The organism is Candidatus Planktophila lacus, from assembly GCF_002287925.1.
Classification (GTDB): domain Bacteria; phylum Actinomycetota; class Actinomycetes; order Nanopelagicales; family Nanopelagicaceae; genus Planktophila; species Planktophila lacus.
Window position 1 is genome coordinate 1,084,834 of sequence record NZ_CP016769.1, and the last position, 26,677, is coordinate 1,111,510.

Below are 26,677 nucleotides of genomic sequence, written 5' to 3' on the forward strand. Positions count from 1 at the left end.
ACGCTTGTAATCCCATTTAGTCAAGTGCGATCCCGAGGTTGAGACTCGAAAATCCGCACATTTCTCGAAGATTGCCGCCAAATCCACCACTTTTTCGGTGATTTATCGACTTAAGCAGGTGATATTTCTAAATTTTCCGTTGGAGATAAGTATTTCGAGACTATCTGCGCATCTGCTTGAACTTCACTTCCGTGGAGAATAAATGAATCGCGAATCAGCGCGCCAGCGCCGATCTTTACGTTATCGCCGATTATCGAATTCTCAATTCTTACACCTTGGCCGATTTCGCAATTAGCTCCGATACTCGAGCCACCAGTTGCCAAGCTATCTGGGCCAAAAGTGGTGCCCTCCCCCGCGGCGAAAGCGCCATTTACTAAATCACGAGAACCCTTAAATAGCGCTGCCGGGGTTCCGATATCAAGCCAGTAAGACTGCTCGCTATATCCAAACACCGGGCGTCCTGAATTTACTAAGTTCGGGAATGTTTCGCGCTCAACACTCACAACTTTATTCAGCGGAATATCTGAAATTACGCTCGGTGAGAAGACGTAGCAACCGGCATTTATGGCGTTAGTTACTGGGTTATCCATTTTTTCTAGAAAAGCAGTTACACGTCCTTGATCATCGGTTGGAACACAGCCAAATGCCCGAGCATCTTCAACGCTTATTAAATGTAAGGTGATATCAGCCTTATTCTTGCGATGAAACTCTAACTGCGCAGCAATGCTGTGGTGGCTAAGTACATCGCCATTAAAGATCACAAACTCTTCATCTTCAGCTTTTGCCGCTTCTAAATCAATTAGCTCTGCAGCATTACGAATTGCCCCGCCAGTGCCTAAGGGTTCTTTTTCGACGGCATATTTAAGTTGCATTCCCCATTTAGAACCATCTCCAAAGTAAGGAATAAAAACTTCAGAAAGATATGAAGTAGCCAGAATTACCGTTGTGATCCCAGCTTTCTTGGCTGCAAGAAGTTGGTGCTCGGTTACCGGCAGGCCCCCCACTGGCAACATTGGCTTGGGGGTTTGATTTGTTAGCGGCTTAAGGCGAGTGCCAAATCCACCAACTAAGAGAATTCCAATAGCCATTTAAATCGCCGCTTTAATGCGCTGTGCAGCGCCAGAGATCTGCGCATCCGTTGCAGTCATTGCGATTCGAATATGTGAAGCACCGAGAGCGCCATAGAAAGAGCCTGGTGTTGCGACGATGCCCAATTTGGCCAGCCATTCCACAGATTTCCAGCATTCTTCTGACCGGGTGCACCAGATATATAAACCGGCGGCAGATTCTTCAATTTTAAATCCGGCTGCAATCAAGGCTGGTGCGAGCACTGCGCGTCGAGAGTTATAGCGATTTCGTTGTTCAGCTACATGGGTCTCATCACTTAGCGCTGCCACCATTGCGTTCTGAATTGGCAACGGAACCATCATTCCGGCATGTTTGCGGACTTCTCGAATTTGCGAAATTAGCTTTGCATCACCGATCAAAAACGCTCCACGATAGCCAGCCATAGAAGAGCGTTTAGATAGCGAATGAACCACCAAAATATTTGAGTTATCGCCATCTGTGTATTTCAGAAGCGAAGTTGGAGTAGCCGTATCTCCGAAGTCGATATAACACTCATCGCAAACCAGCGTTGCACCCTGCTTACGCGCCCAGTTAATCGTTGCGCGAAGTTCGGATTCAGAGTGCACGCGTCCTGTTGGGTTAGATGGTGTGTTAACCCATGCAAAATCCGCACTCGGCCAAGCTGCCGCATCAATTCCAACTGCAATAGGTTCTGATTGCGCAAGTAACGCTCCAACTAAATAAGTTGGATATGCGATATCTGGATAGATAACTTTCTGGCTTTGCAAAAGGGTTGGTAGCCAAGCAACTAACTCTTTAGAGCCGATAACCGGAAGTACATCGAAATCTCCCGTTGCACCTAAGTGGTTGATCGCCCAATTGCGAATAGCCTCTTGTAACTCTTTTGTTCCGGCAGTTACGGGATAGCGCGGCGAATCAGAACTTTCTTTAAGTGCGCTTTGAATGAGTTGCGGAGTTGCATCAACTGGCGTTCCTTGTGAAAGATCTATCGCACCATCTGGATGTTGACGTGCGATTTCAGAATATGGGGCGAGCGCATCCCATGGAAAATCCGGCAGTTTTTCACGCATCGTTTTTCCAGTGGATAAAGGGAATCAGCGTCTCTTAGAAATTATTCTTTAGGGGGAAGCGAAACCACATTTGGGTGGTCGCTATTAGTAAGGCCAACCTTGGCCGCTCCGCCTGGTGAACCTAGCTCAACGAAGAACTCAGTATTTACCTTTGAGAAATCTTTCCATTGTGATGGAACATCATCTTCGTAGTAAATCGCCTCTACTGGGCAGACTGGTTCGCACGCGCCGCAGTCGACGCATTCGTCGGGTTGGATGTAAAGCATGCGGTTACCTTCATAGATGCAATCAACCGGGCATTCCTCGATACAAGACTTATCTTTGATATCAACACACGGCTGAGCAATGATGTAGGTCACGAGAGTTCCTCCAAATAAAGTCCACATCGCTCTGGGTGTTCAGAGCCTGCGATGGCGCTAATTCTAACCATGCACTTGGGCCAACGCCCGATTAAAGTAACGACATGAGCCCGTCTAGCCAAAAATCGCAACCTAACCTGGCTGCTGCAATTGGCGCTCGAGTCACAGTACGGCTGCATGAAGCAACGGGTGGCTTTAGGGATATCGTCGGGATTCTGCAGCGTTGCGGCGATGGCGTAAATGAGTTGCTTAACTCCAAGGGTCAGATGATTTCTTTCTCAGAAGATGAGATCGCTATTTGGAGAGAGATTAAACCGCTACCCGATCGCGCGGGAATGGGCGCTCCTTTCTCGCTGCGAATTCAAGAGCTAGAACATCTCTCTGATTTAACGTGGCCAGCAGATGAGATTGAAGAAATAGGTAAATGGCGGCTGAGAATTTCTGATGGCTTCACAATGCGCGCGAATTCTGTTCTACCCATAGGTGCTGCACCATTCGGAGAACCTAATTTAGATATAGAAAAGGCAGTTGACGAAGTCGTAAAGATTTATCAGGCGAAAGGGCTAACGCCAACATTTACTTTGCCTTTACCACTTTACGAAGAACTTGATAATTATTTAGCTGGGCTTGGATGGAAAGTTAAAATCGGTGCAGAATATTTAGTCAACGACATTCCAGATAACCTCGATCTTGAAAGTGCCGATTTTCAAATTGTGATCACCTCCGAGCCAACGCCAGAATGGCTTGATCTTCAATCTGACCATCCGCTCGAGCGTATTATGCGAAACTACCCAGCTCATTATGCAGAAATTAAATTTGATAACCAGACTGTGGCGATCGGAAGAATTGCAATTTTTGGAAAATGGTCACTGGCAACTCGTGTATATGTTAACCCTGAATTTAGAGGTAAAGGTATCGGCGCTTTACTAATGCGCGCGCTAATGGCTGCTGCAAAAGGTGAGGGTGCTACTAAAATTGGCCTACAGGTAGATAGCGAAAACGGTGCAGGGCTGGCGCTCTATAAATCAATGGGCTTTCGCTTCCATCACTCCTATAACTACCGAGTTTTTTTGGATGAAAGTAAATGAGCAAATTCTCGATCTACAACACCCAGAGCCGCGACCTGCAGGCAGTAAATGTCACTGGCCGACCTGTACATATTTATTGCTGCGGGCCAACTGTTTATCGCGATGCCCATGTTGGTAACTTGCGGACATTTCTCTTAGCCGACCTGATCTCGCGAACCCTCAAGCTATCTGGCATGGAAGTTTTACTAGTTCAGAACATAACCGATGTTGGGCATATGTCGGAAGATTTTGAATCCGAAGACAAAATGCTTAGCCAAGCCAAATTGGAAAAAGTAGATCCCTTTGAGATCGCCCGTAAATATGAATCGAAGTTTCATTCCGATCTCGCACGATTAAATATTTCACCAGCTAATAGCTACCCACGAGCAAGTGAAACTATTCCAGGCATGCTCTCAAGTATTCAAACGCTGATTGAAAATGGAAGTGCATATGTCAGCGAAAGTGGCTCGGTCTATTTCAGCGCGCAATCATTTCCGAGTTACGGTGCCATTAGCGGCAATCGCCTTGATTCGCTAAAGCCCGGACATCGCTACGAATACTCAGATGATGGAGAAAAGAAGTTCCACGCTGATTGGGCGCTCTGGAAATCAGCTGGCAACCGTAGCGAAATGGTTTGGGATTCACCGTGGGGTCGAGGATTTCCAGGTTGGCATATCGAGTGCACTGCGATGTCGCTAGATCTTTTGGATAGCCATGTTGATATTCATGTTGGCGGAATTGATTTGCGTTTTCCGCACCACGAAAATGAACGTGCGCAATCAAATTCCATTGTCGGAGGCGAGGCGGTAGACCTTTGGGTGCATGGAGAACACCTGCTTTTTGAAGGTCGCAAGATGTCAAAGAGCGCCAATAACGTTGTACTTGTCGAAGATTTAATTTCCAAAGGTTTAGATCCGCTATCGCTGCGTCTGGCGCTGATGGAGAACCGCTATAGATCGCAAATGGATTTAACTTGGGATTCGCTTCGTGCGGCAAATTCAACCCTTAACCGTTGGCGTAGTTCAATGGCTAGTTGGGGTAACTCAGAAACGATTGGTTTTGACTCCGAAATTCATTCTTCCTTGCTTGCAGATTTAGATACTCCCCGCGCCTTACTGAGATTGCGCGCTATAGAAAAAGATCAATTACTTACTTCGGTGCAGAAGCGTGAAATCTTTAACTACGCCGACCAAGTATTTGCCTTAGATTTGAAACGAGTGGTCGAGGTTAAGCCACTGACTTCTGAACAATCTGCTTTGCTAGAAAGCCGAGCAACGGCCCGTGCCAATAAGAATTGGGGCGAGAGCGATCGCATTCGAGATTTGTTAGCCCTTGATGGAATTATCGTGAGCGATAACCCAGAAGGTCAGAGCTGGGCTTGGTCTAACTGACCATTTTTAATTCGCTGGTAAAAGAAGTGCTGCGATAATTGCAATAAATGAGAAGGCTAGAAAATAGTTTCCTAAAGAATCTCCCTGGATAAAGATCTCATTTCCATTTCCGAAAGATGCACCGCGAGTGAAGATAAACATCCAAGCCAACGTTGCTAATACTTTATATTTGCGTTTTCCATAACTTCTGCCAACGGCCCAAATAGCGGTAAAGGTTCCAATGACCGCTAAGGCGATACCAAAAGGTGGAAGAAAAAGATGTAGAAAGACTGCGGCAACCCCGGCTGCTGCCCCCGCGACAAGAGAAGCAATTATCTTCATTTAAAGTTTGACTCCGGCAAATATGTCGCGCTCTCTACCATTTTCATCAAATGGCTCTGCTTTATCACCGCGAACCAAGGTGTAATACTCGTCGCCCCAGACTTGAAGCCCTAAATTATTTGATAGCGCAAAGAAAGGGCCATCGGTAGAAATTTGAGTTACATGGGCCTTCATCGCCGCCATTTTTTTCTCTACTTGTGAATTACCGTCGATTAGCGTTGTTACAAAGTGATCATCTTTTGCAAAGGGGAGATCATCAACGCTCTCGGCTCCGAAGAAATCTGAGCCAAGCTCTTTCATCTTTGCCATGCTTTCGGCGATTACCGATTTTGGCATTGTGTTCCAATAAATCTTTTGAATCTGCCAAATCGATTCATCCGCCGCCAACATCGCAATCCGGTGAGCCTGTATGTGATCGGGGTGGCCATATCCCCCAATTTCATCGTAGGTAATCAAGACATGTGGCTTAACTTCATCAATTACCGATACGAGATATTGCGTTGCTTCTGCGAGATCTGCCTGCCAGAAAACATCTGGGCGGTTATTTGGATCCGTACCCATCATTCCGCTATCTCGGTAAACCTTCTTACCTTCAGCTAAGAAACGGTGATCGGTTATGCCCAACTCGTTCATTGCATCGGCAAGTTCAGTAATTCGGTGCTCGCCTAACTTATCTGTGGCGCCACTTGCTAGATGTGTTAGTTCTGGAACAAGAATGTCGCCTTCTTCACCGCGCGTGCAGGTCACGAGCGTTACAGATGCGCCAAGCTCTGCATAAAGTGCCATAGTCGCGCCATTGTTTATCGTCTCGTCATCGGGATGTGCGTGAACAAGTAGCACGCGATAACCCGAATAAGACTTTGTCATTAACGCTGCTCTTTAATAAACCGGCAGAGAGGTATCGATTTGCTTGGCCCAAGCGATGACTCCACCAGAAACATGCGAAGCGCCTGAAAAACCTGCTCCTTTAAGGATGGCAAGACATTCAGCCGAACGTACCCCACTCTTGCAGTGCAAAATAATTGGTTTATCTTGCGGAAGATCTGCCAGAACGGTTCCGTCTAAAAATCCTTGTTTAGGTAGCAGATGCGAACCTGGGATACGAACAATTTCAAACTCGCTTGGCTCGCGCACATCAATAAGATAGAAATCTTCTTTATTATCCATCTTAGATTTGAGTTCGCCTACAGAAATTGTTGAGTCTTTAACTGCAACTTCTGCAGCATCTGACAGAGTTCCACAGAATGCTTCATAATCAGGGAGAAGCTCAGTCTGAGTTGGATTGTCACCGCACAATGGACACTTCGGATCTTTGCGAATCTTTACTTTGCGGAATGACATTTCAAGTGCGTCATAGACCATGAGTGAGCCAACCATCGGTTCGCCAACACCAGTAATAACCTTTATTGCTTCAGTGGTTTGAATAGATCCAATGGTTGCGCAGAGAACTCCTAGTACGCCACCTTCGGCACAACTTGGCACCATTCCAGGAGGTGGAGGTTCTGGGTATAGACAGCGGTAGCAAGGTCCGTATTCGGCCCAGAAAACGCTCGCTTGTCCATCAAAGCGATAGATCGAGCCCCAGACATAAGGTTTCTTTAACAAAACGCAGGCATCATTTACGAGATAGCGCGTTGCAAAGTTATCTGTTCCATCAACAATGATGTCGTACTGCGCAAAAATTTCCTTCACATTTGTAACATCAAGTCGAACTTCATGAGTAATCACATTTACATAAGGATTAATCTCTGAGATTTTCTCTTTCGCAGATTGCGCTTTGCTCTTTCCAATATCGGATTGACCGTGAATTATCTGGCGCTGCAGATTAGATTCATCGACGGTATCGAATTCAACTATTCCGAGAGTTCCGATTCCGGCTGCAGCTAGGTACATCAGCGCTGGCGAACCAAGTCCTCCTGCGCCTACGCAAAGAACCTTTGCATTCATCAGCCGTTGCTGACCCGTCATAGCAACATCAGGAATAATTAGATGCCGGCTATAGCGGCGAACTTCATCAACAGTTAGCGCAGGGCCGGGTGAAACTAACGCTGGTATTGAATCGCGCTGTGAAGTCATGGTTCGTATTCTGCCGTAGCCATCGGCTGAGTGCCAATTCGATAACTTTCTTGCTGCAAACGACTCTCAACTGCATATCTCTCTTTCGCATTTGCCAGTATTGCCTCTACGATATGCGCAATGACTACTGTTGATCTAAATTCAAAAGGCGACAAAGCCCGCTTGCCACGCGATGAGCGTCGTGCAATTCTCTTAAACGCGGCGCTAGAAGTATTCACTGCAGCTGGCTACCACTCCGCTGCAATGGATGAGATCGCAGATCGCGCCAATGTCAGCAAGCCGGTTCTTTATCAGCATTTTCCATCGAAATTAGATCTTTACTTAGCGGTTTTAGACCTTCACATTGACTCTCTGGTCTACGAAATTCAAAAGGCAATATCTTCAACTCCAGATAACGCAAAGCGTGTACATGCCACAGTGGTTGCCTACTTCGAATTTATCGAAAATGAGGGTGAAGCATTCCGCCTCTTGTTCGAAAGCGATATGAGCGTTGAACCACAAGTTCGTGAGCGTTTAAATCGCATGACCTACGATTGTGCAGCTGCAGTAAGCGCTGTAATTTCAAATGACACTGGACTTCCTAAAGATGTCGCAATGCTCCTTGGCGTAGGTTTAATTGGCTATGTTCAAGTAGCTGCTCGCCACTGGTTAGAACGTGACGGCAAATTAACTAGACAACAGGCCGTTGAACTCGTTGAGAATTTGATGTGGCGCGGAATTTCAGGATTCCCGCTCTCTGGCGGCAATTAACTAACCTTTTATCGCTTAATTCCTGGCAGATCTCACTGATCGTTTTGCCGATAGGATATGGACATGAGTACAAAGAAGAGTGATTCAGGCGCAGCAACCCAAGTGCGCATCTCCGTAGCAAATATTGCAACAGATCTTGTCTTTGAGACTAACTCCTCTGTTGCTGAGGTAAAGAGTGCTGTCGCTGCAGCACTGGCAGGCGGCACCGCCTTAAATCTCCAAGATTCACGTGGCCACGAGATCATCGTTGCTGGCGACAAGATCGGCTTCGTCGATGTCGGCGTAGCAACTGATCGTCGCGTTGGTTTCGGCGCTCTCTAAGGTGTCTATAACTTTTGCCGATCTCCCGCTGCGTCCTGAGACTCAAGCGGCTCTTGCTGAACATGGTTTCAAATCGCCCTTTCCAATTCAAGAGATGGTTCTACCAATCGCACTCGGCGATGGTGATGTAATCGGTCAAGCAAAGACTGGCACTGGCAAGACGTTGGCTTTTGGTATTCCCCTTATCGAACGAGTAATCGCACCGCTGGATAAAGAGTGGGATGCACTTGTTGCAAAGGGGCTGCCCCAGGTTCTTGTTGTTGTTCCAACGCGCGAACTTTGTGTGCAAGTAACAAAAGATATTGAAGAGTTAACCGGTAACCGCGGAATCCGCACCTTAGCTGTTTACGGTGGACGCGCCTTTGAACCGCAAATCGAAGCCCTTGAAAAAGGCGTAGAAATTGTGGTTGGCACACCGGGCAGACTCTTAGATCTATATCGCCAAGGACAATTAAAGTTAAAGGAAGTCTCTCGCGTTGTTCTAGATGAAGCTGATGAAATGCTCGATCTAGGATTTCTTCCGGATGTAGAAAAAATCTTCACGAGCACTCCAAACCGCGCGCAAACAATGCTTTTTTCAGCAACAATGCCTGGAGATATCATCGCTTTGGCGCGTAGGTTTATGAACCAACCAATTCATATTCGCACTCAAGATAATGAAGATGAGGGCGCGGTTGTCTCTCGCATCAAGCAGTATGTTCTGCGTGCACACGCCCTCGATAAGATCGAGATGTTGGCGCGAATTCTGCAAGCCGATGGCCGCGGACCAACCATCGTTTTCTGCCGTACTAAGCGCACCTGCCAGAAGACATCTGATGATTTATCAGAACGTGGCTTCCGCGCTGCTTCAATTCATGGCGATCTTGGACAGAGCGCGCGCGAGAAAGCGCTTAACGACTTTAAGGCCGGTAAATCTGATGTTTTAGTTGCAACAGATGTAGCCGCTCGCGGAATCGACATTGATGGAATAACTCACGTAATTAACTATCAATGCCCGGAAGATGAAAAAACTTACGTGCACCGTATCGGCCGCACTGCTCGTGCTGGTGCAGATGGAATCTCCGTAACTTTTGTTGACTGGGATGATTTAGCGCGCTGGAAGATGATTGATACTGCGCTAACTCTGGGCCTAGGTGAACCTGAAGAGACGTACTCATCATCAGAGCACCTATATGAAATGTTAAATATTCCAGCAGGTTCTACCGGTCGAATGGTGAAAGCTAAGCCAGTAAGTGAAGCTCCAAGCAAAGAGCCAGCAAAGTCCTCTCCAACTAAAGACAAGTCGGCAAAAGAGAAGAACGAAGACCGTACCGCTCGGGTACGAACCCGCACCAAGAAATTTACTTCTTAACTACTCAAGCCCTAACTTTTCCAGTATTGAGTAGCCAACGTTTCTAAAGCTTTCTGCACTTTCACTCGCCTTGTCATGAGTCAAAATTGAAAGCTTGGTTGCGGCAGCTGCCTCTAACTCAGTTGATTCAAGGAGCGGCTCATCAATTAGCTCTGCCGGAGCGATTAGTGTGTTTTCACCGATCGCTAGAGCCTTAACCTCAACGCCTGCTGAAATAGATTTAATCTGTAAATAGCCCCTCAGGGAATGCAGGTTATTTCTAACTGGCACTACGACTAGTTGAGAAATGGAAAGCGCCATAGATAAAGGCTGAGATAAAGATCCTGGCAGATCCAAGATGACTACGTCATAACTCTTGGGCAGATCAGATATGACATTTAAAAGTGCTTCTACCGAGAAATTAGCAACGAGTCGTGAGTCAGCAGGAATGAAATCAAATCTCTCTGAAGTTGTTACCAGGTTGGAATCAGTTACCTTGCTGCCGTTGAGGAAATCTGCGATTGAGGTGCGCGGATTCTCAAAACCCAGACGAAAAGTTAGCGCCCCAGCGGGATCTAGATCAATCAATAAAGTCTTCTTACCGAACTCGGTAAATGCGACTGCCAGACAGTGCGCCAGAGTTGTCTTGCCTACGCCGCCTGCAGAGTTGGCTAGTGAAACGATCTTCATTAGGCGGCCACAGATTTCCAGCGAATCACTGCCTGCTTGTAAACAGGTGGAGCGAGTAAAACTTCAGGAATTACTCCGAAGGTTGAACGAACTGCCTTAAGTGAAATATCGGTAATCAAATTCTGACCAGGTATCTGCGGAGTTCCATAAAGCTTGCGCGCCCATTGCGGAAGAGAACTTGCCGCAAGAAGTGCAAGCGAAGCCCAGGCAGGAGCTGCAGGGGTGGCAAATCTAACTGCGCTTGGCATTGGTGGAATGGTTAGAAATAGCGCTGCTCTCTTTGCATCATCAGATGCGCGCAGTTCTGGAGCAATATTCTGAAAGTAGCTCTGCATCTCTGACGCATTAGCCGGAACATCGGCAGTTGGAACTCCAACTAACTCTGCGAATAAGACCATCTCAGATACATATTGATCCGCCTGCAGATCGCTAATCGTCATTCCCGAGCGGCGAGCGATATCAAGGAATGAATCGACCATCGACATATGCACCCAGAGAAGCAGATGAGGATCATCCAAACTAAGAGAAGTGTGAATTTTTCGCACTCGCGCGGCAAGTGCTTGCGCCTGACTTCTTTCTCCAAAGGTAATTGTTGAAACATAGTCACCAGTGCGTTGTAAGCGGCCCCACGCATCTTCGCGAAAGTTTGAATTCTTTGCCACGCCATCCATGGCAATCGGATGAAGTGCTTGCTGTAGAAGGGCGCGTATTCCACCGACTGCCATCGCGGGATCTGAATGAATCTTCCAGGCCATTGTTTCGGGTGAGAAGAGTCCGCGGGGATCTTCAAGTATTTGCGTTGTCATAAATTATCTTTGCTCGCTACTGCGCGGTGAAGGCTTTGATCGCATCAACCAACATCTGAACGGCAATAGCGGCAAGTAGCAAGCCGGCGATGCGCGCTAACAAAGTGACTCCAGAATCTTTAATGATTCCGAGGATTGTTGTCGAAGCCATAAGTGAAATAGCAATCACAACGTGTACTGCAACTACTGCTGCAATTAAGCCGAGGCTTTGCGCAGGAGTCTCGATTTGTTGGACGAAAATCATCGTTGCAACGATCGCCCCAGGGCCAGCTAATAACGGCGTACCTAGAGGTACAAGGGCAATGTTCTTATCTTTACCATCGGTCTCACCTAGATCTCTGCCGGTGAGAAGTTCTAACGCGACATAAAGAAGCAATAAACCACCAGCGGCTTGCAGAGCTTCGATGGAAACGTTCATGTATTCGAGAATGAAACGTCCAAAGATTGAGAAGAAGGCGATAACAATTAAGGAAACCAGCGCTGCTTGCCAGGCAAGTTGAATTCGCTCGCGCTTACTTTTATCAGCAACTAAGCCAAGAAAAATTGGGGTGGCACCTGGCGGATCTAAAATCACCAAGAGAGTAACGAATGCTTGAATAGAGAAAGTTAAGGTGCTGACTTCAGCAATATTCATGGCGTAACCACCCTTCTTTGACTTGCCAGCGACTCCAAGCGCTCCCATTGTGCAGGATCAGTGAGGTTTTCGCCTAATGAATTTAGCTTTCCTTGGCCGTGATAGTCGCTTGCCCCAGTAATTACTAGATTTAACTCGGCTGCAACTTGCCTTAACTCAGTGCGCTCACTTGAAGTGTGGTCACGATGATCGATCTCGATCCCGTGCAATCCTGCCGCAACTAAATCTGAAAAAATAGAAGTAGAAATTACATCTCCGCGCCGCGATGCCATGGGATGGGCTATTACGGCAACTCCCCCTGCTGCAACGATTGTGCGGATGGCCACTTCTGGTGTTGGCGTTGCATGGGTTACGTAATACTTTGAATCGTTTGTTAATAGTTCTGCAAAGGCTTCATCTCGCGATTTAACTACGCCATTTTTGACTAGCGCATCGGCTAAATGTGGTCTTCCTAGAGTTGCACCTTCTGGAGTCGCTGCAATTACATCTTCCATCGTTATAGCGAATCCATCGCTACGTAGTAGTTCAACCATCTTCTTCATTCTGGGAATACGGGTATCTCGGGCGTCAGATAACATCGCTTGGATCTCAGAATTTTCTCCATCGAAGAGTAAACCGAGCATATGAACGCTAATTCCATCTTCGGTTAGCGTAGAAATTTCTGCACCAAGTGCCAGCGAAATTGGTTTTCTTGCAGCTGAAACCGCTTCTGCCCAACCTGAAGTTGTATCGTGATCGGTTAATCCAAGAACTGTGATTCCAGCAGAAAGCGCTTTGTTAACTAGCGCAAAAGGTGAATCAGTTCCATCGCTTGCGGTGGTGTGGGTATGTAAATCGATCATTATTCAGTCGCTACTTTATCTGCAGGGCTTGTGGGGCGCGTACGAAGAACAACAAGGGCGCAACCGAAGAGAATTAGTGCGATTCCTGGAACTACACCGAGAGGTGGACGTTGATCCATCCACCACATTGCAAGGATCGCGCTAACTGGAACTTCAAAGAATACGATCAATGAAACGACAGCGGGTGAAACTCTCTTCAGCACCGAGTTAAACATGGTGTGGCCAAGGAACTGTGCGCCAAATATTAGTCCCAGCAGGATCCACCATTCACGCGCTTCAAAGTTAAAAATTTGATTTCCGGCGATCAGCGCCATTGGTAGCGCAGTTATGGCGCAGAAGAAATAACAGATCGCTGTATATGTTGAAGTTTCTAAAGTCTGTTGGGCCTTTGACCCAACCAACATATAAACAGCCGCTAGCGCTGCAGAGATAATCGCTGCTAAGTCACCGAGAAATGCTCTAAATGAGATTTGTAGGTCGACTCCGGAAATCAAGAGAACTCCCCCGAAGCTAACAAACATTCCCATCCATGCGCGTGATGGAATATCTCCACCAGTTAGCTTTACAAAGAGCGCCGCAAATATTGGTTGAAGTGCAACGAGGGCAGTTCCTGCAGCAACAGTTGTCATTCGCATAGCGAGAAAGAATCCGATGAAGTGAAGTGCAAGAACGACTCCTGCAAATGTCGCCCATTTTGCACCTGTCCGATCGATGCGATGGCGTAGTGCAAATGGCGCAGTCATTAGCGATCCACCTAGATTTCTCCAGAAGATCAAGGTGAGTACTGGCATTGCGCTCATGGCAATCAATGGACCTGAAGTCCCGATGCCAATAATTCCGAGGCCTAAGCGAATTAAATCTGGACGCGCAGGAATTTGTGTGTGGTTATCACGAGATAAAGGCTGCGACATGGAAGTAAAGGTAGCCGATACCCTTATCCAATGAAGGGAGGCCGAAAATGAGCGTTAGCCAAATAAATCGAGTCTTTATCGCCCGTCTAGCGGGTACCGCAGTATTTGATCCAAATGGAGATCCAGTTGGCAAAGTTCGCGATGCAGTTGCAACTCTGCGCAGCAACAATCAGCCTCCCCGAATTCTCGGCCTAGTTGTCGAGGTTCCGTTACGTCGTCGTGTCTTTGTTCCGATTACCCGAGTTACTTCTATCGAATCTGGCGCAGTTGTCATCACCGGCTTAGTAAATATGCGTCGCTTTGAATCACGAGCTGGCGAGTTGCTGGTTCTTGGCGAACTACTCGATCGTTCAATTAATTTAATTGAAAGTGGCGAATCGGTTGTTGTTGAAGATATGGGCATGGAACAAACTCGCACTGGTGACTGGTTTATCAACCGAGTCCATATTATGAAGAAGGGCAGCGGCCTACGTCGCAAGGGCGCTACCTCAACTGTTCAATGGGAAGAAGTAACTGGTTTCGCCCTACCTGAACATAACCAAGGCGTCACTAACTTACTATCAACGATCAGTAATTTGCGCGCTGCCGACCTTGCTGCCGTTATTCAAGATCTAGCGCCAAAGCGTCGTGTGGAAGTTGCGCGTGCACTCGATGACGAGCGACTTGCTGATGTGCTGCAAGAAATGGATGAGGCAGAACGCGTTGCTCTCTTAGCTGAACTTGAAGGTGAACGTGCTGCAGATGTCCTTGGTGAAATGGATCCAGATGATGCTGCAGATTTGTTGCGTGAGGTTGGTGAAGAAAAGGCGCAAGTTCTAATTGATTTGATGGAACCAGAAGATGCCGAAGATGTTCTGCGTCTTATGACTTACGAGGATTATTCAGCCGGCGGAATGATGACTACCGAGCCGATCGTGATGAGCGCTGATTATTCAGTTGCTGATGCGTTAGCAAGTGTCAGAGCCCGTGAAGTATCTCCGGCTCTGGCATCGCAAGTATTTGTCTGTCGCCAACCGCTAGAAACGCCAACTGGGCGATATATCGGAATGGTTCATTACCAGCGTTTATTACGCGAGCCGCCTTCAACTTTGCTCGGTTCTATCGTCGATACAGATACGCAAGGGTTAAATCCCAACGCATCTCTGCATGAGGTTTCGTCATACTTGGCTAGTTACAACTTGTTATCTGTGCCTGTTGTAGATGCAAATGAGCGTCTACTTGGCGCAGTTACTGTCGATGACGTGCTGGATCACTTGCTGCCTGAGAACTGGCGTCTAGAACATCGCGACTCAACCCGCGGAACTGGGCCAAAGTTAAATCTCTCTGATGTAGCAGGTTCAGAAGTTAGTGAAGAAGATCTTGAATTAGATAATCAGATGGAAGAGGAGGCGCGCTAATGGCACGTTCAACAAGCCCTCGCAATAATGGACTCGATACTCCACGTGAATCACGTCGTTCCATACGTCCTAATTACGATCCAGAAGTTTTTGGCCGACTATCTGAGCGCTTTGCACGTTTTCTAGGTACCGCTCGCTTCTTGGTCTACATGACTGTCTTTGTACTTTCATGGGTCTTCTGGAATGCGCTTGCACCACGTGATCTGCGCTTTGATGACTATCCATTTATCTTTCTTACCTTGATCCTCTCGCTGCAAGCTTCATATGCTGCACCGCTCATCTTGCTTGCCCAAAATCGTCAAGCAGACCGTGATCGAATTTCGCTAAATGAAGATCGGGCCCAGAACGCGCGCTCAGTTGCAGATACCGAATACTTAACGCGCGAACTAGCAAGTCTGCGTATAACACTTGGCGAAGTTGCTACTCGTGATTTCTTGCGAAGTGAACTTGAAGATTTAGTAAAAGAGTTAGGTGCTAAGCCCGAGTCGGACGCCAAGTAGCGAACTGCTTCGCACAACTAATTTTTCAGCGATCGCATAAATAGCTTGCGCACTAGGAGAATCCGGTGCGGCAATTACGATCGGTGTTCCTTCATCTCCCCCAGTGCGCAGCTCGGTACTAAATGGAACTTTTCCAAGCAGTGGAACATCGCTGCCCACTAAGTTAGACAGACGAGCCGCAGTTTCTTCTCCGCCGCCTGCACCAAATAAGGCAATTTCATCGCTGCAATGTGGACATGGAAATGCTGACATGTTTTCGATAACACCGACCACGCGCTGATGAATTTGGTGAGCAATGCGACCGGCGCGCTCTGCAACCTCGGCAGCGGCGATTTGTGGAGTTGTTACAACGACAATTTCAGATGTTGGAATCAACTGACCAAGCGAGATCGCTAAATCGCCAGTTCCAGGTGGTAGATCAATCAACAGTAGATCTAAATCTCCCCAATAAGCATCAGAGAGCAGTTGTTCAAGGACTCTGTGAAGCAGCGGACCGCGATAAGCCACAGCATCAGCGCGCTCTGGCTTAAACATTTCCATTGAGACAACTTTTACGCCATACGCCTCAAGTGGAATAAACATCTGGTCGATAGCAGTTGGTCGTTGCCCCATCAAACCCATCAACCTGGGAATTGAGTGGCCATATACATCTGCATCTAAAATTCCAACACGTAAATCTTTACGCGCTGCAGCAACCGCCAAGTTAGTGGTAAGCGAGGATTTTCCTACTCCGCCTTTTCCTGATGCAACGCCGATGACGCGAGTAAGTGATTCGGGCTGTGCAAATGGGATGAACTTCTCACGGCCGCCGCGCAATAACTTCTTTACATTATTGCGCTGTTCTTCATTCATGACACCGAATTGAACTTCGACAGTTGAAATACCAGCGAGTTTAGATACCGCTTCAGTGATGTCGCCGCGCAACCTATCTTGCATTGGACATCCCGAAATAGTTAAGAGGATCTTAAGTTTTGCCACACCTTGCGTGATTTCTACTGATTCAACCATTCCAAGTTCCGGAAGAGGGCGATGAAGTTCAGGATCAGAGACAGTTGCTAGCGCAGCGTTAACTTGCTCTAGCAATTCAGCGGCGTTGGTCATGGCAGGTCTGGATCAATCTTGGCGTTGAACTTTGGGGCTTTCTCAGCCGCATCTACTTCATCTAGCGCGTTTGCAATATGTTTTTTGATGAAAGCCTTGGGACGCAAATCTGAAGGTGAAAGATCTTCAAAGCCTGGTCCAAGATTTTCGCGCAGTTCGCTGGTGGCGCTATTTGCCATGGCTCTAACTTTCTTAATCAGCTTTGCCGCATCTACTGCTAACTGTGGAAGACGTTCTGGTCCTACCAAAATCACAGCAAGAACGCCCAAACCAAATATCTCACCGGCGCCAAAATCGAAGAACATAGTTGTTGATACTACTCTTTAATCAAAGATCCACACGCCGACTATTTGCCCGCGGTGAGAGTCACGGTTGTGGTGGCAGTTACATCGTTTCGGATGTAAGTAAGTTGTACTTTATCGCCGACGCTCTTGGAGCGAATAGCCACAATCAACTCTTCCGAGGTCTTGATTGTTCGGCCATCAAATTTGGTAATTAGATCTCCTGCTTTGAGACCGGCCTTAGCTGCTGGGCCACCTGGCAAGATCGCCTTATCGTTAGCGGCAATTCGTGCGCCATCACCTTCAAATTTCATATCTATTGATACGCCGAGTACTGGGTAGGTTGCCTTGCCGTTCTTAATCAACTGATCTGCAGTCTTGCGCGCTTGATTGATCGGGATTGCAAAACCAAGGCCGATAGATCCAGATTGCGAACCAAATGATGAACCAAGAGTTGCAATTGCGGAGTTAACGCCAATTACCGCACCAGTTGAGTCAATTAGTGGGCCACCTGAGTTTCCAGGATTAATTGCCGCATCTGTTTGAAGTGCGTTAATAAATGAATTATCACTTCCGGTTTCACCAGCAGTTACCGCGCGATCTTTTGCACTGATAATTCCGAGTGTGACTGTTCCAGAAAGTCCAAGCGGTGAGCCGATTGCGATTACTGAATCTCCAACTGCGACTTTGTCGCTATCTCCTAATTGAAGGGCGGTTAAACCAGTTGTTGCAATCTTTATTACCGCTAAATCATATGAGGCATCTCTTCCGATAATTTTGGCAACGTATTTCTGGCCATTATTAAGAGTCACATCAATATCACCGTTATTGGTTGCCGCTTCAGCAATCACGTGGTTGTTGGTGAGGATGTATCCATTGCTTTCGATGACAAATCCTGTTCCCGTTGAGCCACCATCTTTTGAACTGGCTTCAATTGAAACAACTGAAGGAATTACGCGCTGCGCCAGGTCGGCTACTGATCCAGGTGCGCGTTCCACAGAATTTGTGACGCGTGAAAGGTTTATTGATTGACCAAATAGGGAACCTGATGATGATGCGCCAAAAATTGCACCGACAAGACCTGCAACAAAGGCGAGCAATATGGCATTGGCGCGGGTAATGAAATTAGCTTTACCGTTTCGAGAAGCCGGCACCCACCAAGGTCCTGTGTTTGGTCCACCAATTTGCGGAGAAGTCATTACGCCATCTTCCTATAACTTAGTTGCTAGTAACAAACCATCGCCAGTTGGAATGAGTGAAACCACCCAATTCTCTGACTCGTTTTTCAAGGATTTCCCAGATTCGCGCAGCGCTACGGTTTTTGGATCGCGCTGTGCCGGATCTGAAACCTTTGATCCACCAAAGAAATTATCGATCACAAACACTCCACCACTGCGCAATATGCGATGCGCTTCGGTGATTGCATAAGGCAAATCTTCTGGGTTGTGGCGAAAAATAACTAAGTCATAAGCGCGATCTGCGAGTTTATTCATTACATCCATGACCGGATTGGTAATCAATCTAAAGCGCGCTGGTGCAATATCAGCATCCTGAAACGCTGTCTTTGCAATATTGCTATGTTCCATTTCGTCATCAATTGATGTCAGCGTTCCGCTAGCTAGCATTCCTTCAAGCACCCAAAGGGCACCAACTCCTGAGCCAGTACCGATTTCGACTACTGATTGCGCAGAAAGATTATGTGCCAAATGTTTTAAGTATGCACCTGCTCCAGATGTCGCATCGATGACGCCAATTTCTTCACCGCGAGAACGGGCGCTCTTCTTAACTTCATCTTCGGAGATAAAGCTCTCAGCATAAGAATGTGGATCGATGATCATGAGAGAGATGTTAGCCATTCGATGAGCAATCGCACGCCGAAACCTGTGCCGCCTTTAGGATTTTCTCCAGAGTCGCTTTCGCTGCGCGCAACGCCTGCAATATCAAAGTGAATCCAGGTGCGATCTCCCGCAAAGTGCTCTAGGAATAGGGCTGCGGTGACTGAACCTGCACTGAAATGTTTCTTCGATGTGATGTGGCTTAAATCTGCAATTGGACTTTCCAGCGCTTCCTTATAGTCATCCACCAACGGCATATGCCAGACGCGGTCTCCGGATCGCTCCCCTGCTTCTGAAAAACTCTTCGCTACTTTCTCATCTCGCGTATACATCGCAGCGTGTTGTCTACCTAAGCCAAGTGTTGCCGCGCCAGTAAGTGTTGCAATATCGATTAGGTAATCAGGATTCAAATTTATATCGGCATAGGCCAGGCCATCGGCAAGTACTAGGCGACCTTCTGCATCTGTATCTAATACTTCAACGGTCTTGCCACCGTAGTGGGTAATGACATCACTTGGGCGTTGGGAAGTTCCAGATAGCGCATTTTCGGCGAGCATCATCAAGACTGTTACTTGCACTTGTGGCTGGAAATATGGAAGAGCTGAGATAGCGCCTAACGCCGCAGCAGAGCCAGCCATATCTGATTTCATCGCTGTCATAAATTCGTAAGGGCGCTTTAGGGATACACCGCCGGTGTCGAAGGTGATTCCTTTACCAACAATTACAACGTGCGGAAGTATCCCTGCAGATTTTTTCTTACCCTTTGGGTGATATGAGATTTGAACGAAACGTGGTCCGGGCTTTGGTGATGAATTACCAACTGCACGCAAGCCACCAAACTCTGCCAATTCTTTACCTGCTAAAACCTTTACTTCTAAACCGCTATCGGCGGCGATCTTCACCGCTTCATCTGCCAGCCAGAGCGGGGTCTTGATATTTGATGGGGTATGAATCAGATCTCTTGTGCGAGAAATAGCGCTTGCGATCGTTGATGCATCATTAATTACCACTGGGGAATCTGTATGAAATAGAAAGAGTGGGATTTCTTGGGTTGGTCCAGTTTTCTGTGTCCAAATATAAGCACCGAGTTGGACTGAGATGGCAAAGGCTTTTAACTGTTGTTCGTCTGAAACGCAGAGCGATGCGATTGTTACCGCTTTGCCTCGACCTTTTCTTCCAAGCGCCGCACCTGCTTGTCGTATCGCAGAATTTGACTCATCTCCAAGTCCGATTAAGAGAATTCGATCGGCAACAAATTGATTTAATGAAACAGGAATTTCAAAAATCTCTCCAGCTTTTCCAGTTGCTGCGAAGAAGGCCAATTCATCGCGCAGGTCTATCTCAAAAGTTTCTTCTAATTTTTCAATTAACTTAAGGTGCGACGGGAAGTTGTATTCCGGTTTCTCTTCTTTATCTGGATTTTTCTCTAGATTTTTCTCTAGATTTTTCTCTAGATTTTTAATTGCTTGCGTAAACCCAATTGCAATAGATTGCGCATCAGCGAGCGCATCAGATAAAGATTTAAGGTCTACAGCAATGGGCTGAAGCACAAAAGTTACTTACTTCTTGATAAGTGCTACAGCTGCTTCAAGGGCGGCGCTGAGATTATTTGCTTCTTGGGGGTTGAGTTCGACGACAAGGCGACCGCCACCTTCTAGCGGAATACGCATAACTAGCGAGCGCGCTTCCTTGGTCACTTCCATGGGTCCATCACCAGTACGGGGTTTCATGGCTGCCATGGGGAGAACTCCTTTGATACATAAATGTCGGCCAGATTGCGCCGTTGGTTACTTAAGAGGAGAAGTATCTCGCAGAACTGGCTGAGTATGAAATCGGAGGTTGAATTAGCCCATTCCAAGCAGGGCGGTAATGCGAGATTTTCCCGAAGCCATCACCGTTGAGACTGATTTTTCAGGAACGCCTAAAAGGGTGGCGATATCTCCGACCGCCATCTGGCGAAGGTAATGGAGCGAGAGGATTATCCGCTCCTCCTCGGGCAACTGCGCCAAGGCCTCAGCCAAGGTAAGGGGCGCAGTCATAGCCCCAAGGTTACTCGCGTGGGCGCAGTGATGTGGAGAGGCGAGCCAATGAGATTCGCACCCCAACCCAGAGAAACGGTGCGATCGCTAGAAACTTTAAGCGAGAACACTCAATTGTCTCTGACCAATTGAATTTTGTTGATGTGGAGTTAATCGGTGAAAGTACAAAAGAACCGGTTCCTTTAAGAACTTTTCCCGTGTGCACCACATCGCAAATTTCAGGTGGTTGCCACTTTGTTACAACCATGGTGTCTAAAAGACCGAGCGATGAAAACTTCGGATAGAACTTATAAAACGGACCCGTAAATGCTGATATCGAAGTTCCGGCGCCTTCGCGAATTTGTGAAGTAACCCAAACTTTAGTATGCAGCATCCAGTTGCCTTGTGATTCCCAATCTGCAATCGCCGCCCAAGCGCGTTCTTGAGGGCACGGTAGGTCAATTGTGATTCTAAGTGTGTTTGACATTTGCTTACGCTACTTACTACTCGAGTTAATAGTTGCGATATCGAGAGCTTGGTCAACGCTCTTTGCCCAATGTAGAAGCTCTCGCTGCCCTGGCTTCACAAAACCATGCTCTTCTAGATGATCAATCAAGGTAGCAAGCGGGGCATATAAATCGTAAGGATCTAAAATGATGACCGGCTTATTGTGAAACTTTAAGAATCGCCCAACCCAAATTTCAAAGAGCTCTTCCAGTGTTCCGATGCCACCAGGTAGTGCAATAAATGCATCGGAAAGATCTTCAATCATCGCCTTTCGATTGCGCATCGAATCCACGATATGCAGTTCATCGCACTCTTTATCGGCAAATTCAATATCTACTAAGCGCTGCGGGATAACTCCGATTGTTTTGCCACCGGCTTCGCGTGCACCGCGGGATACCGCTCCCATCGCCGAAATATGTCCACCGCCTGAGACCAATTCCCAAGAGCGAGCGGCAATTCCTGCACCCAACGAATGAGCCAGGTCGATGTATTTGGGATCGATGGCAAGGGATGAAGAACAGTAAACGGCGATGCGCATGTGGGAAAGGATAGGGGTTAGGCTTATCGCATGTCTGCTTCGCAAAATTCGCCACATCTGGCATCTGGCCACGGAATTGCAACTTATTCTGGAGAAACACTTTTGGATGTCTGGTTCCCAGAACCAGTTCTCGGTACGAATACTTCAAAAGCGCCTGCTGCGCTAAATGAACTTGCCGGAGTTGATGAAGTTAGAAAAGTAAGACGTGAAGTTATCTCTATTGAGATAGATCTCAATGTGGCGCCGACAAGTGCTGCTGATGCCTACTTGCGCCTTCACTTACTTTCACATCGCTTAATCAAGCCACATGGCGCGGTTATGGATGGCATCTTCGGGTTGCTCACCAACGTTGTTTGGACATCTGCTGGCCCATGTGCCGTCGAAGGTTTTGAATTGATTCGAGGAGCGCTGCGCAACAAATATGGCCACGTCACAGTATTCGGCGTCGATAAATTCCCGCGCATGGTTGATTACGTAATTCCATCTGGTGTTCGAATTGCCGATGCTGATCGCGTGCGACTTGGTGCACATCTAGCACCAGGTACAACAGTTATGCATGAAGGCTTTGTTAACTTTAACGCCGGCACTTTAGGAATTTCTATGGTGGAAGGTCGAATTTCAGCGGGCGTCGTCGTAGGCGACGGTAGCGATGTAGGTGGCGGCGCTTCAATCATGGGCACCTTAAGTGGCGGCGGTAAAGAAGTGATTTCGGTTGGCGAAAAGTGTCTGCTAGGCGCCAACTCTGGACTTGGAATTTCACTTGGCAACAACTGCGTAATTGAGGCAGGAACTTATATAACCTCGGCATCAAAGGTCAAACTTCCAGATGGTGAAATTGTGAAAGCTGCATCTCTTTCTGGTGCCAGTGACTTGCTCTTCCGTCGTAATTCTCTAACCGGTGGTTTAGAAGTAGTAATGCGTACTGGAACTTGGGGTGGGTTGAATTCCATCCTGCACGCTAACTAATTTACCGAAAACCAAGCTGAAGGCAGTTTGCTACGGCTTCTAAAAGTTTCACCGCGAAGTACGGCAAATGATCCATCTGAACTAATCGCTTGAATTAGCGCGACTGATCCTGCAGGGTTATTTGATAGAACTGTTAACGAGATAACATCCGGCAACGCAAATGCTTGAGCAATAACTGCTTGAGATATTTCTCTGGTCCATGAAGCAAAGCGAGGATTAAGTGCGACATCAACGCTTGCGCTATCAGGAACGCTAACTGTGTAAGCGGTTGCAGTACCCCAGGCGTGCTCAGATGTTTCTGTTGTACCGCCCGATGATGAAGAGAAGTAAGCGGTAATTGGACGACCTTCGTAGGTAATTATCGAGCCTGCAGTTCGGTTAACTGCCGCCTTCCAAATTTCCCCAAATCTAGGTTCGCTCTCTTTTGAATAACCAGCAAAGGTTTGATCGCTGATCGTTGCGTATAAATGGCAATCACAGGCGGAGCGGATCTTTGTAGATTTTGCATAGGCATATGTTCTAGATGCGATCGCTTGCGCTTCGAGCGCTTGAGTTGGCCAAGATGAGGGCACCTCACCAATCCCCCATAGATACTCATCTTGTAGGCGCACAGAGTTGATAATCGCCAATCGCTTTCCCAAGGTTTTATCTCTAATTACTTTGAGGGATATCTGTCCATGGCGATATTTCTTCGTTGCGCCATTAGTTGTCAGCGAAATAACAGTTGGTGAACCAGCTTGATAGCGAGTTCCGGACCAACGTAGAGTGAAAGCACTTCCGGTCGTAATTGCCTTGCTAGTAGTTCCCCGCGTTGTACTAATTGCAAGTAGCCCATCAGTTAAATTCAAATTGAGTGAGGTCTTGCTTGGAAAGGTAAGTAAAGGTGTTGCCGTTTGTGTTTCACCTAAATCACCTGCAAATAGTTGAAGTTCTGCACCCTTAGAGTCACTTCTTAGCTTCGCAGATGTGAGTAAATTTCCAAGGTTAATTCGAAGGATCTGCGTATCAGTAACCGTTTCAACAATTGTTCCGGTGTAGTAATACTGCAAAATAGCGGTCGCAGATTCACCGGCTAAAGCTTTCGCTCTGGCACCGATCTGGCTCATTCCGACGCCATGGCCGTAGCCACTTCCTTGAAATGCAAAAGTTGCTGGAACTGTCTCAGCGTTGGCAGCGTTTGGTAGGAAAGTGATCGGTGAGACGGCAATTGAGATTGCAAGTGCAATCAGAGGCTTTTTAGACATCCTCATTTGCTGCTGCGCTCTTTCCGACCTGCATAAATTCGCGATACTGCTTGATAATCTCCGCTGGATTTCCGCGCGCCATCAACTTACCTTTATGTAACCAAGCAACTTCATTACAAACATCTTCGATCGTCGCCATTGCGTGGCTCACCAAAATAAGTGCACGGTCTGCGGTGCGCAGCTCTTTAATGCGGTTCAGGCTCTTCTCTTTAAAGTGGGCATCACCAGTACTGAGGGCTTCATCAACTATCAAAATATCTGGCTGCACCGTTGCCGCTACTGAAAATGCCAGACGCGCATACATTCCAGATGAATAAGTGCGCATAGGAGCATCTATTGCATCTCCAAGCTCTGAAAACTCAGCGATCGCATCAAACTGGCTATCAATTTCAGTACGCGACATTCCCGCAGCAAGTCCACCTAAGTAAACATTTGCGCGCCCGGTCATAGACGGGTTAAACCCAACACCGAGAGCCAAGAGCGTACTAACGGAACCGTGAACTTCAATGCGTCCTTGAGTTGGGGGAACGATTCCGGAGATAACTCGCATCAGTGAAGATTTGCCAGCGCCGTTTGATCCAATGACTCCGAGCACCGTGCCGTAGTGCACATCAAGATTTACGTGATCTAAAGCGTTTACAACACGAGTGTGCTTGCTGGAGCGTCCAATAGTTTTAAGGCGAGCCTTTAGCGTTGGTCGCTTAACGATCGAAGTCTTATAGGTAAGCCCAACGTTCTGCACTGAAACTGCAAGACCATTTTTCGGGTGAATTGAATTCTGTGAATTAGAGGCGGACAGCGAAATCACGCTCCCTAGATAAGAAGAAATATGTTCCTACAAAGAAGATCGACAGAGCCCAGATGAGTGCATGCGCTAACGAGAATAAATCTGGGGCTTGGGCATAGACCATTACTTGCGACCAAGCATCGAGGAGATAGAAAATTGGATTTACAATCTCAAAACGCTTTAACTCTTCCGTTAAGTCACTTGCCTGATAAAGAATCGGAGATAAGTAAAGAAGGCTGCGAGTCATGTAAGGCAGGAAACTTGCGATATCTCGGAAATAGACGTTGATACAAGAGATCAGAATCGCCATTCCAAGACCCATCAATAAGGCGATCAGCAATATCGGAATAGCCCAGAACATATTCCACGAGTACTCAAGGCCCAGCGCTGTTCGCATAATGAAGAAGATAAATAAGGTTGGAATAAATTTAAATAGCGCAATCACCGATGCAGAAATTGGAAGCATCACGCGTGGGAAGGCGGTATTTAAAATCAAACGTTGACCAGCGGTGATCGACTTAACGCCGCCACTTAAGCTATTGCTGATCAAATAAAAGAGAAAGAGGCTGGCAGTTAGATGGCCGTATCGAGTGGCATCGCTTTGGCCACCGATAATGTAGATCAATAGAAAGTAAACGCCAGAAAGAAGTAGTGGATTTAAGACCAACCAGAGCTGGCCGAAGACCGAGCCATAGTTTTGTTCACGTAGTTCGGACCTTGAAAACTCTGTGATAAATGAGCGGCGGGCCCAAAGGGAGCGCAGGTATGAACCCAGCGGTGGCATGCCAGCGCGAAAGGGTTCGTAAACGGTTACAGGAGCGCTCATATGGGTAAAGGCTACCGCAGCGTTTTAGTTGAGGTGATGAACCCCGCGCCCCAAGCGAAATGCATTGTTGGAATAATCGCTAGAAGTGAAAAAAATTCACGCATTGACCGCGAAATCAGCGCAGCAGATAGCCCTACGAAAACTCCATAAACAAAGACTGGAATATAGAGAATCGGATGAATCAAAGCTCCACCGATTACTGAAGTTACACAACCGATTAGTGTCACCGGTGGGGCTAAGTAACGTAAATTAATTGTTCCGCTATGGCTACGTGAAACTACTCTTCGCCAAGTTCCATACTGAAAATACTGCTTTGCTAACTTTCTTAAATTCGGGCGCGGGCGATATGTAACTTGAAGTCTAGGATCGAAGTAAATCAAACCACCGTTTTTGCGCAATCGATAATTTAACTCCCAATCCTGTGCGCGGGTATATCGCTCATCAAAGCCTCCTGCTTGGTTAATTGCTTCACGCTTAAATGCTCCGAGATAAACGGTGTCTACTTCTCCGGCTTCTCCACCAGTATGAAAACGAGATGCTCCAACTCCTAAAGGGCTACGCATCGCACGAGCAACCGCCTTTTCAAAGCTACTTACTCCTTCTGCAGCCATAACTCCGCCAACGTTTACGGCGCCAGTTTGCTTAAGAATTTCAACTGCCAGAGTCAGATAGTCATGTGGAATTTTTGCATGGCCATCAACGCGAACAATTATTGGATGTGTAGAAGCAGCTACTGCCAAATTAAGCCCAGTCGCTGTTTTTCCATTTGGATTGGCTACCAATTTAACTCGCGGATCTCTGGCTGATAGCGACTTTGCAATTTCATCTGTGCGATCTTGAGATGGGCCGAGAGCGAGAATTACTTCAAAAGCCCCGCGATAATCCTGGGAAAGGATTGCCGAAATGGATTCTGCTAAGTGCGCCTCTTCATTTAGAACGGGAAGAATCACGCTAACTGCTGGTGAGACAGATAACTCGCCCATAGATGTCGACATAACCCCTCTACGCTATCGCCCAAGT

Annotated in this window: 32 protein-coding genes; 8 read left to right on the forward strand and 24 right to left on the reverse strand. The window is 47.2% G+C overall.

Annotated features, from left to right (window positions below; translation table 11 throughout):
* Positions 1 to 110 precede the first annotated feature (110 nt).
* Genes A1s21148_RS05420 through fdxA form a run of 3 tightly spaced genes read right to left on the reverse strand, consistent with a single transcriptional unit; the run spans position 111 to position 2,518 of the window.
* On the reverse strand, positions 111 to 1,088 hold the full coding sequence (locus A1s21148_RS05420; RefSeq protein ID WP_095671417.1) for a nucleotidyltransferase family protein: 978 nt from the start codon (positions 1,086 to 1,088) through the stop codon (positions 111 to 113).
* Positions 1,089 to 2,159, reverse strand: coding sequence for a succinyldiaminopimelate transaminase (gene dapC, locus A1s21148_RS05425; protein ID WP_095671418.1), 1,071 nt, complete (start codon positions 2,157 to 2,159; stop codon positions 1,089 to 1,091).
* A 41-nt stretch (positions 2,160 to 2,200) separates the two neighbouring features.
* Positions 2,201 to 2,518 (reverse strand): ferredoxin, encoded by a 318-nt coding sequence (gene fdxA / locus A1s21148_RS05430; protein ID WP_095671419.1) that lies wholly within the window; start codon positions 2,516 to 2,518, stop codon positions 2,201 to 2,203.
* A gap of 104 nt (positions 2,519 to 2,622) precedes the next feature.
* Between fdxA and A1s21148_RS05435 the strand changes: the two genes are divergently transcribed.
* Together A1s21148_RS05435 and cysS are read left to right on the forward strand one after the other, a co-directional pair.
* Positions 2,623 to 3,606 (forward strand): GNAT family N-acetyltransferase, encoded by a 984-nt coding sequence (locus tag A1s21148_RS05435; protein WP_095671420.1) that lies wholly within the window; start codon positions 2,623 to 2,625, stop codon positions 3,604 to 3,606.
* On the forward strand, positions 3,603 to 4,976 hold the full coding sequence (cysS, locus tag A1s21148_RS05440) for a cysteine--tRNA ligase (protein WP_095671421.1): 1,374 nt from the start codon (positions 3,603 to 3,605) through the stop codon (positions 4,974 to 4,976). The genes A1s21148_RS05435 and cysS overlap by 4 nt, the downstream gene beginning before the upstream one ends.
* A 6-nt stretch (positions 4,977 to 4,982) precedes the next feature.
* Here cysS and A1s21148_RS05445 read toward each other — a convergent pair whose 3' ends face one another.
* The 3 genes from A1s21148_RS05445 to moeZ are packed head-to-tail and all read right to left on the reverse strand — an operon-like array spanning position 4,983 to position 7,373.
* A complete protein-coding gene (locus tag A1s21148_RS05445; protein ID WP_095671422.1) occupies positions 4,983 to 5,297 on the reverse strand; it encodes a hypothetical protein in 315 nt (104 codons plus the stop codon).
* Complete coding sequence (gene mshB, locus A1s21148_RS05450) at positions 5,298 to 6,164, reverse strand: N-acetyl-1-D-myo-inositol-2-amino-2-deoxy-alpha-D-glucopyranoside deacetylase (protein ID WP_095671423.1); 867 nt, start codon at positions 6,162 to 6,164, stop codon at positions 5,298 to 5,300.
* A 12-nt stretch (positions 6,165 to 6,176) separates the two neighbouring features.
* Positions 6,177 to 7,373, reverse strand: a complete 1,197-nt coding sequence (gene moeZ / locus A1s21148_RS05455; RefSeq protein ID WP_095671424.1) for an adenylyltransferase/sulfurtransferase MoeZ — start codon at positions 7,371 to 7,373, stop codon at positions 6,177 to 6,179.
* Positions 7,374 to 7,493: 120 nt separating this feature from the next.
* Between moeZ and A1s21148_RS05460 the strand changes: the two genes are divergently transcribed.
* From A1s21148_RS05460 to A1s21148_RS05470, 3 genes are all read left to right on the forward strand, one after another.
* Positions 7,494 to 8,123, forward strand: coding sequence for a TetR/AcrR family transcriptional regulator (locus A1s21148_RS05460; protein ID WP_095671425.1), 630 nt, complete (start codon positions 7,494 to 7,496; stop codon positions 8,121 to 8,123).
* A 63-nt stretch (positions 8,124 to 8,186) separates the two neighbouring features.
* On the forward strand, positions 8,187 to 8,444 hold the full coding sequence (locus A1s21148_RS05465) for a DUF3107 family protein (protein WP_190276872.1): 258 nt from the start codon (positions 8,187 to 8,189) through the stop codon (positions 8,442 to 8,444).
* 1 nt (position 8,445) lies between these two features.
* A complete protein-coding gene (locus A1s21148_RS05470; RefSeq protein ID WP_095671427.1) occupies positions 8,446 to 9,795 on the forward strand; it encodes a DEAD/DEAH box helicase in 1,350 nt (449 codons plus the stop codon).
* On the opposite strand, the gene A1s21148_RS05475 is transcribed toward A1s21148_RS05470, so the two are convergent.
* The 5 genes from A1s21148_RS05475 to A1s21148_RS05495 are packed head-to-tail and all read right to left on the reverse strand — an operon-like array spanning position 9,796 to position 13,657.
* The gene (locus A1s21148_RS05475; RefSeq protein ID WP_095671428.1) at positions 9,796 to 10,464 is read right to left on the reverse strand and encodes a ParA family protein; all 669 of its coding nucleotides are present in this window, start codon (positions 10,462 to 10,464) and stop codon (positions 9,796 to 9,798) included.
* On the reverse strand, positions 10,464 to 11,270 hold the full coding sequence (locus tag A1s21148_RS05480; protein ID WP_095671429.1) for an oxygenase MpaB family protein: 807 nt from the start codon (positions 11,268 to 11,270) through the stop codon (positions 10,464 to 10,466). Before A1s21148_RS05480 ends, A1s21148_RS05475 begins: the two co-directional genes overlap by 1 nt.
* 16 nt (positions 11,271 to 11,286) lie before the next feature.
* Positions 11,287 to 11,904: a MarC family protein gene (locus A1s21148_RS05485; protein ID WP_095671430.1), complete on the reverse strand. Its 618-nt coding sequence runs from the start codon at positions 11,902 to 11,904 to the stop codon at positions 11,287 to 11,289.
* Positions 11,901 to 12,746 (reverse strand): PHP domain-containing protein, encoded by an 846-nt coding sequence (locus tag A1s21148_RS05490; protein ID WP_095671431.1) that lies wholly within the window; start codon positions 12,744 to 12,746, stop codon positions 11,901 to 11,903. Before A1s21148_RS05490 ends, A1s21148_RS05485 begins: the two co-directional genes overlap by 4 nt.
* The gene (locus A1s21148_RS05495) at positions 12,746 to 13,657 is read right to left on the reverse strand and encodes a DMT family transporter (protein WP_095671432.1); all 912 of its coding nucleotides are present in this window, start codon (positions 13,655 to 13,657) and stop codon (positions 12,746 to 12,748) included. The genes A1s21148_RS05490 and A1s21148_RS05495 overlap by 1 nt, the downstream gene beginning before the upstream one ends.
* A gap of 47 nt (positions 13,658 to 13,704) precedes the next feature.
* Between A1s21148_RS05495 and A1s21148_RS05500 the strand changes: the two genes are divergently transcribed.
* A complete protein-coding gene (locus A1s21148_RS05500; protein ID WP_095671433.1) occupies positions 13,705 to 15,054 on the forward strand; it encodes a magnesium transporter MgtE N-terminal domain-containing protein in 1,350 nt (449 codons plus the stop codon).
* Entirely contained in the window at positions 15,054 to 15,554 is a 501-nt protein-coding gene (locus A1s21148_RS05505; RefSeq protein ID WP_095671434.1) for a DUF1003 domain-containing protein, read from the forward strand. Before A1s21148_RS05500 ends, A1s21148_RS05505 begins: the two co-directional genes overlap by 1 nt.
* On the opposite strand, the gene A1s21148_RS05510 is transcribed toward A1s21148_RS05505, so the two are convergent.
* From A1s21148_RS05510 to A1s21148_RS05550, 9 genes are all read right to left on the reverse strand, one after another.
* Complete coding sequence (locus A1s21148_RS05510; RefSeq protein WP_095671435.1) at positions 15,522 to 16,655, reverse strand: Mrp/NBP35 family ATP-binding protein; 1,134 nt, start codon at positions 16,653 to 16,655, stop codon at positions 15,522 to 15,524. The two genes, A1s21148_RS05505 and A1s21148_RS05510, sit on opposite strands and share 33 nt — an antisense overlap.
* Entirely contained in the window at positions 16,652 to 16,960 is a 309-nt protein-coding gene (locus A1s21148_RS05515) for a sec-independent translocase (RefSeq protein WP_095671436.1), read from the reverse strand. Before A1s21148_RS05515 ends, A1s21148_RS05510 begins: the two co-directional genes overlap by 4 nt.
* A gap of 41 nt (positions 16,961 to 17,001) precedes the next feature.
* Positions 17,002 to 18,135, reverse strand: a complete 1,134-nt coding sequence (locus A1s21148_RS05520) for a S1C family serine protease (RefSeq protein ID WP_095671437.1) — start codon at positions 18,133 to 18,135, stop codon at positions 17,002 to 17,004.
* 12 nt (positions 18,136 to 18,147) lie between these two features.
* Positions 18,148 to 18,774 (reverse strand): O-methyltransferase, encoded by a 627-nt coding sequence (locus tag A1s21148_RS05525; RefSeq protein ID WP_095671849.1) that lies wholly within the window; start codon positions 18,772 to 18,774, stop codon positions 18,148 to 18,150.
* Positions 18,771 to 20,321, reverse strand: a complete 1,551-nt coding sequence (locus A1s21148_RS05530; protein WP_223299372.1) for a leucyl aminopeptidase family protein — start codon at positions 20,319 to 20,321, stop codon at positions 18,771 to 18,773. Before A1s21148_RS05530 ends, A1s21148_RS05525 begins: the two co-directional genes overlap by 4 nt.
* A 9-nt stretch (positions 20,322 to 20,330) precedes the next feature.
* The gene (locus A1s21148_RS05535) at positions 20,331 to 20,510 is read right to left on the reverse strand and encodes a DUF3117 domain-containing protein (RefSeq protein WP_020045748.1); all 180 of its coding nucleotides are present in this window, start codon (positions 20,508 to 20,510) and stop codon (positions 20,331 to 20,333) included.
* 105 nt (positions 20,511 to 20,615) lie between these two features.
* Positions 20,616 to 20,810, reverse strand: a complete 195-nt coding sequence (locus A1s21148_RS05540; protein ID WP_190276873.1) for a sigma factor-like helix-turn-helix DNA-binding protein — start codon at positions 20,808 to 20,810, stop codon at positions 20,616 to 20,618.
* Positions 20,811 to 20,820: 10 nt separating this feature from the next.
* Positions 20,821 to 21,276 (reverse strand): SRPBCC family protein, encoded by a 456-nt coding sequence (locus tag A1s21148_RS05545; protein WP_095671438.1) that lies wholly within the window; start codon positions 21,274 to 21,276, stop codon positions 20,821 to 20,823.
* Between the two features lie 9 nt (positions 21,277 to 21,285).
* On the reverse strand, positions 21,286 to 21,834 hold the full coding sequence (locus A1s21148_RS05550) for an LOG family protein (RefSeq protein ID WP_095671439.1): 549 nt from the start codon (positions 21,832 to 21,834) through the stop codon (positions 21,286 to 21,288).
* 30 nt (positions 21,835 to 21,864) lie between these two features.
* Between A1s21148_RS05550 and dapD the strand changes: the two genes are divergently transcribed.
* Positions 21,865 to 22,800, forward strand: coding sequence for a 2,3,4,5-tetrahydropyridine-2,6-dicarboxylate N-succinyltransferase (dapD, locus tag A1s21148_RS05555; RefSeq protein WP_095671440.1), 936 nt, complete (start codon positions 21,865 to 21,867; stop codon positions 22,798 to 22,800).
* Here the strand turns inward: dapD and A1s21148_RS05560 are convergent.
* Genes A1s21148_RS05560 through A1s21148_RS05575 form a run of 4 tightly spaced genes read right to left on the reverse strand, consistent with a single transcriptional unit; the run spans position 22,797 to position 26,652 of the window.
* Positions 22,797 to 24,044 carry a SpoIID/LytB domain-containing protein gene (locus A1s21148_RS05560; protein WP_095671441.1) on the reverse strand — a complete coding sequence of 416 codons (1,248 nt, stop codon included), beginning with the start codon at positions 24,042 to 24,044 and terminating at the stop codon, positions 22,797 to 22,799. The genes dapD and A1s21148_RS05560 overlap by 4 nt on opposite strands.
* Entirely contained in the window at positions 24,037 to 24,852 is an 816-nt protein-coding gene (locus A1s21148_RS05565; protein WP_223299373.1) for an ABC transporter ATP-binding protein, read from the reverse strand. The genes A1s21148_RS05560 and A1s21148_RS05565 overlap by 8 nt, the downstream gene beginning before the upstream one ends.
* Entirely contained in the window at positions 24,830 to 25,657 is an 828-nt protein-coding gene (locus tag A1s21148_RS05570) for an ABC transporter permease (RefSeq protein WP_095671442.1), read from the reverse strand. The genes A1s21148_RS05565 and A1s21148_RS05570 overlap by 23 nt, the downstream gene beginning before the upstream one ends.
* 11 nt (positions 25,658 to 25,668) lie before the next feature.
* The gene (locus A1s21148_RS05575) at positions 25,669 to 26,652 is read right to left on the reverse strand and encodes a glycosyltransferase family 2 protein (RefSeq protein WP_095671443.1); all 984 of its coding nucleotides are present in this window, start codon (positions 26,650 to 26,652) and stop codon (positions 25,669 to 25,671) included.
* Positions 26,653 to 26,677 lie beyond the last annotated feature (25 nt).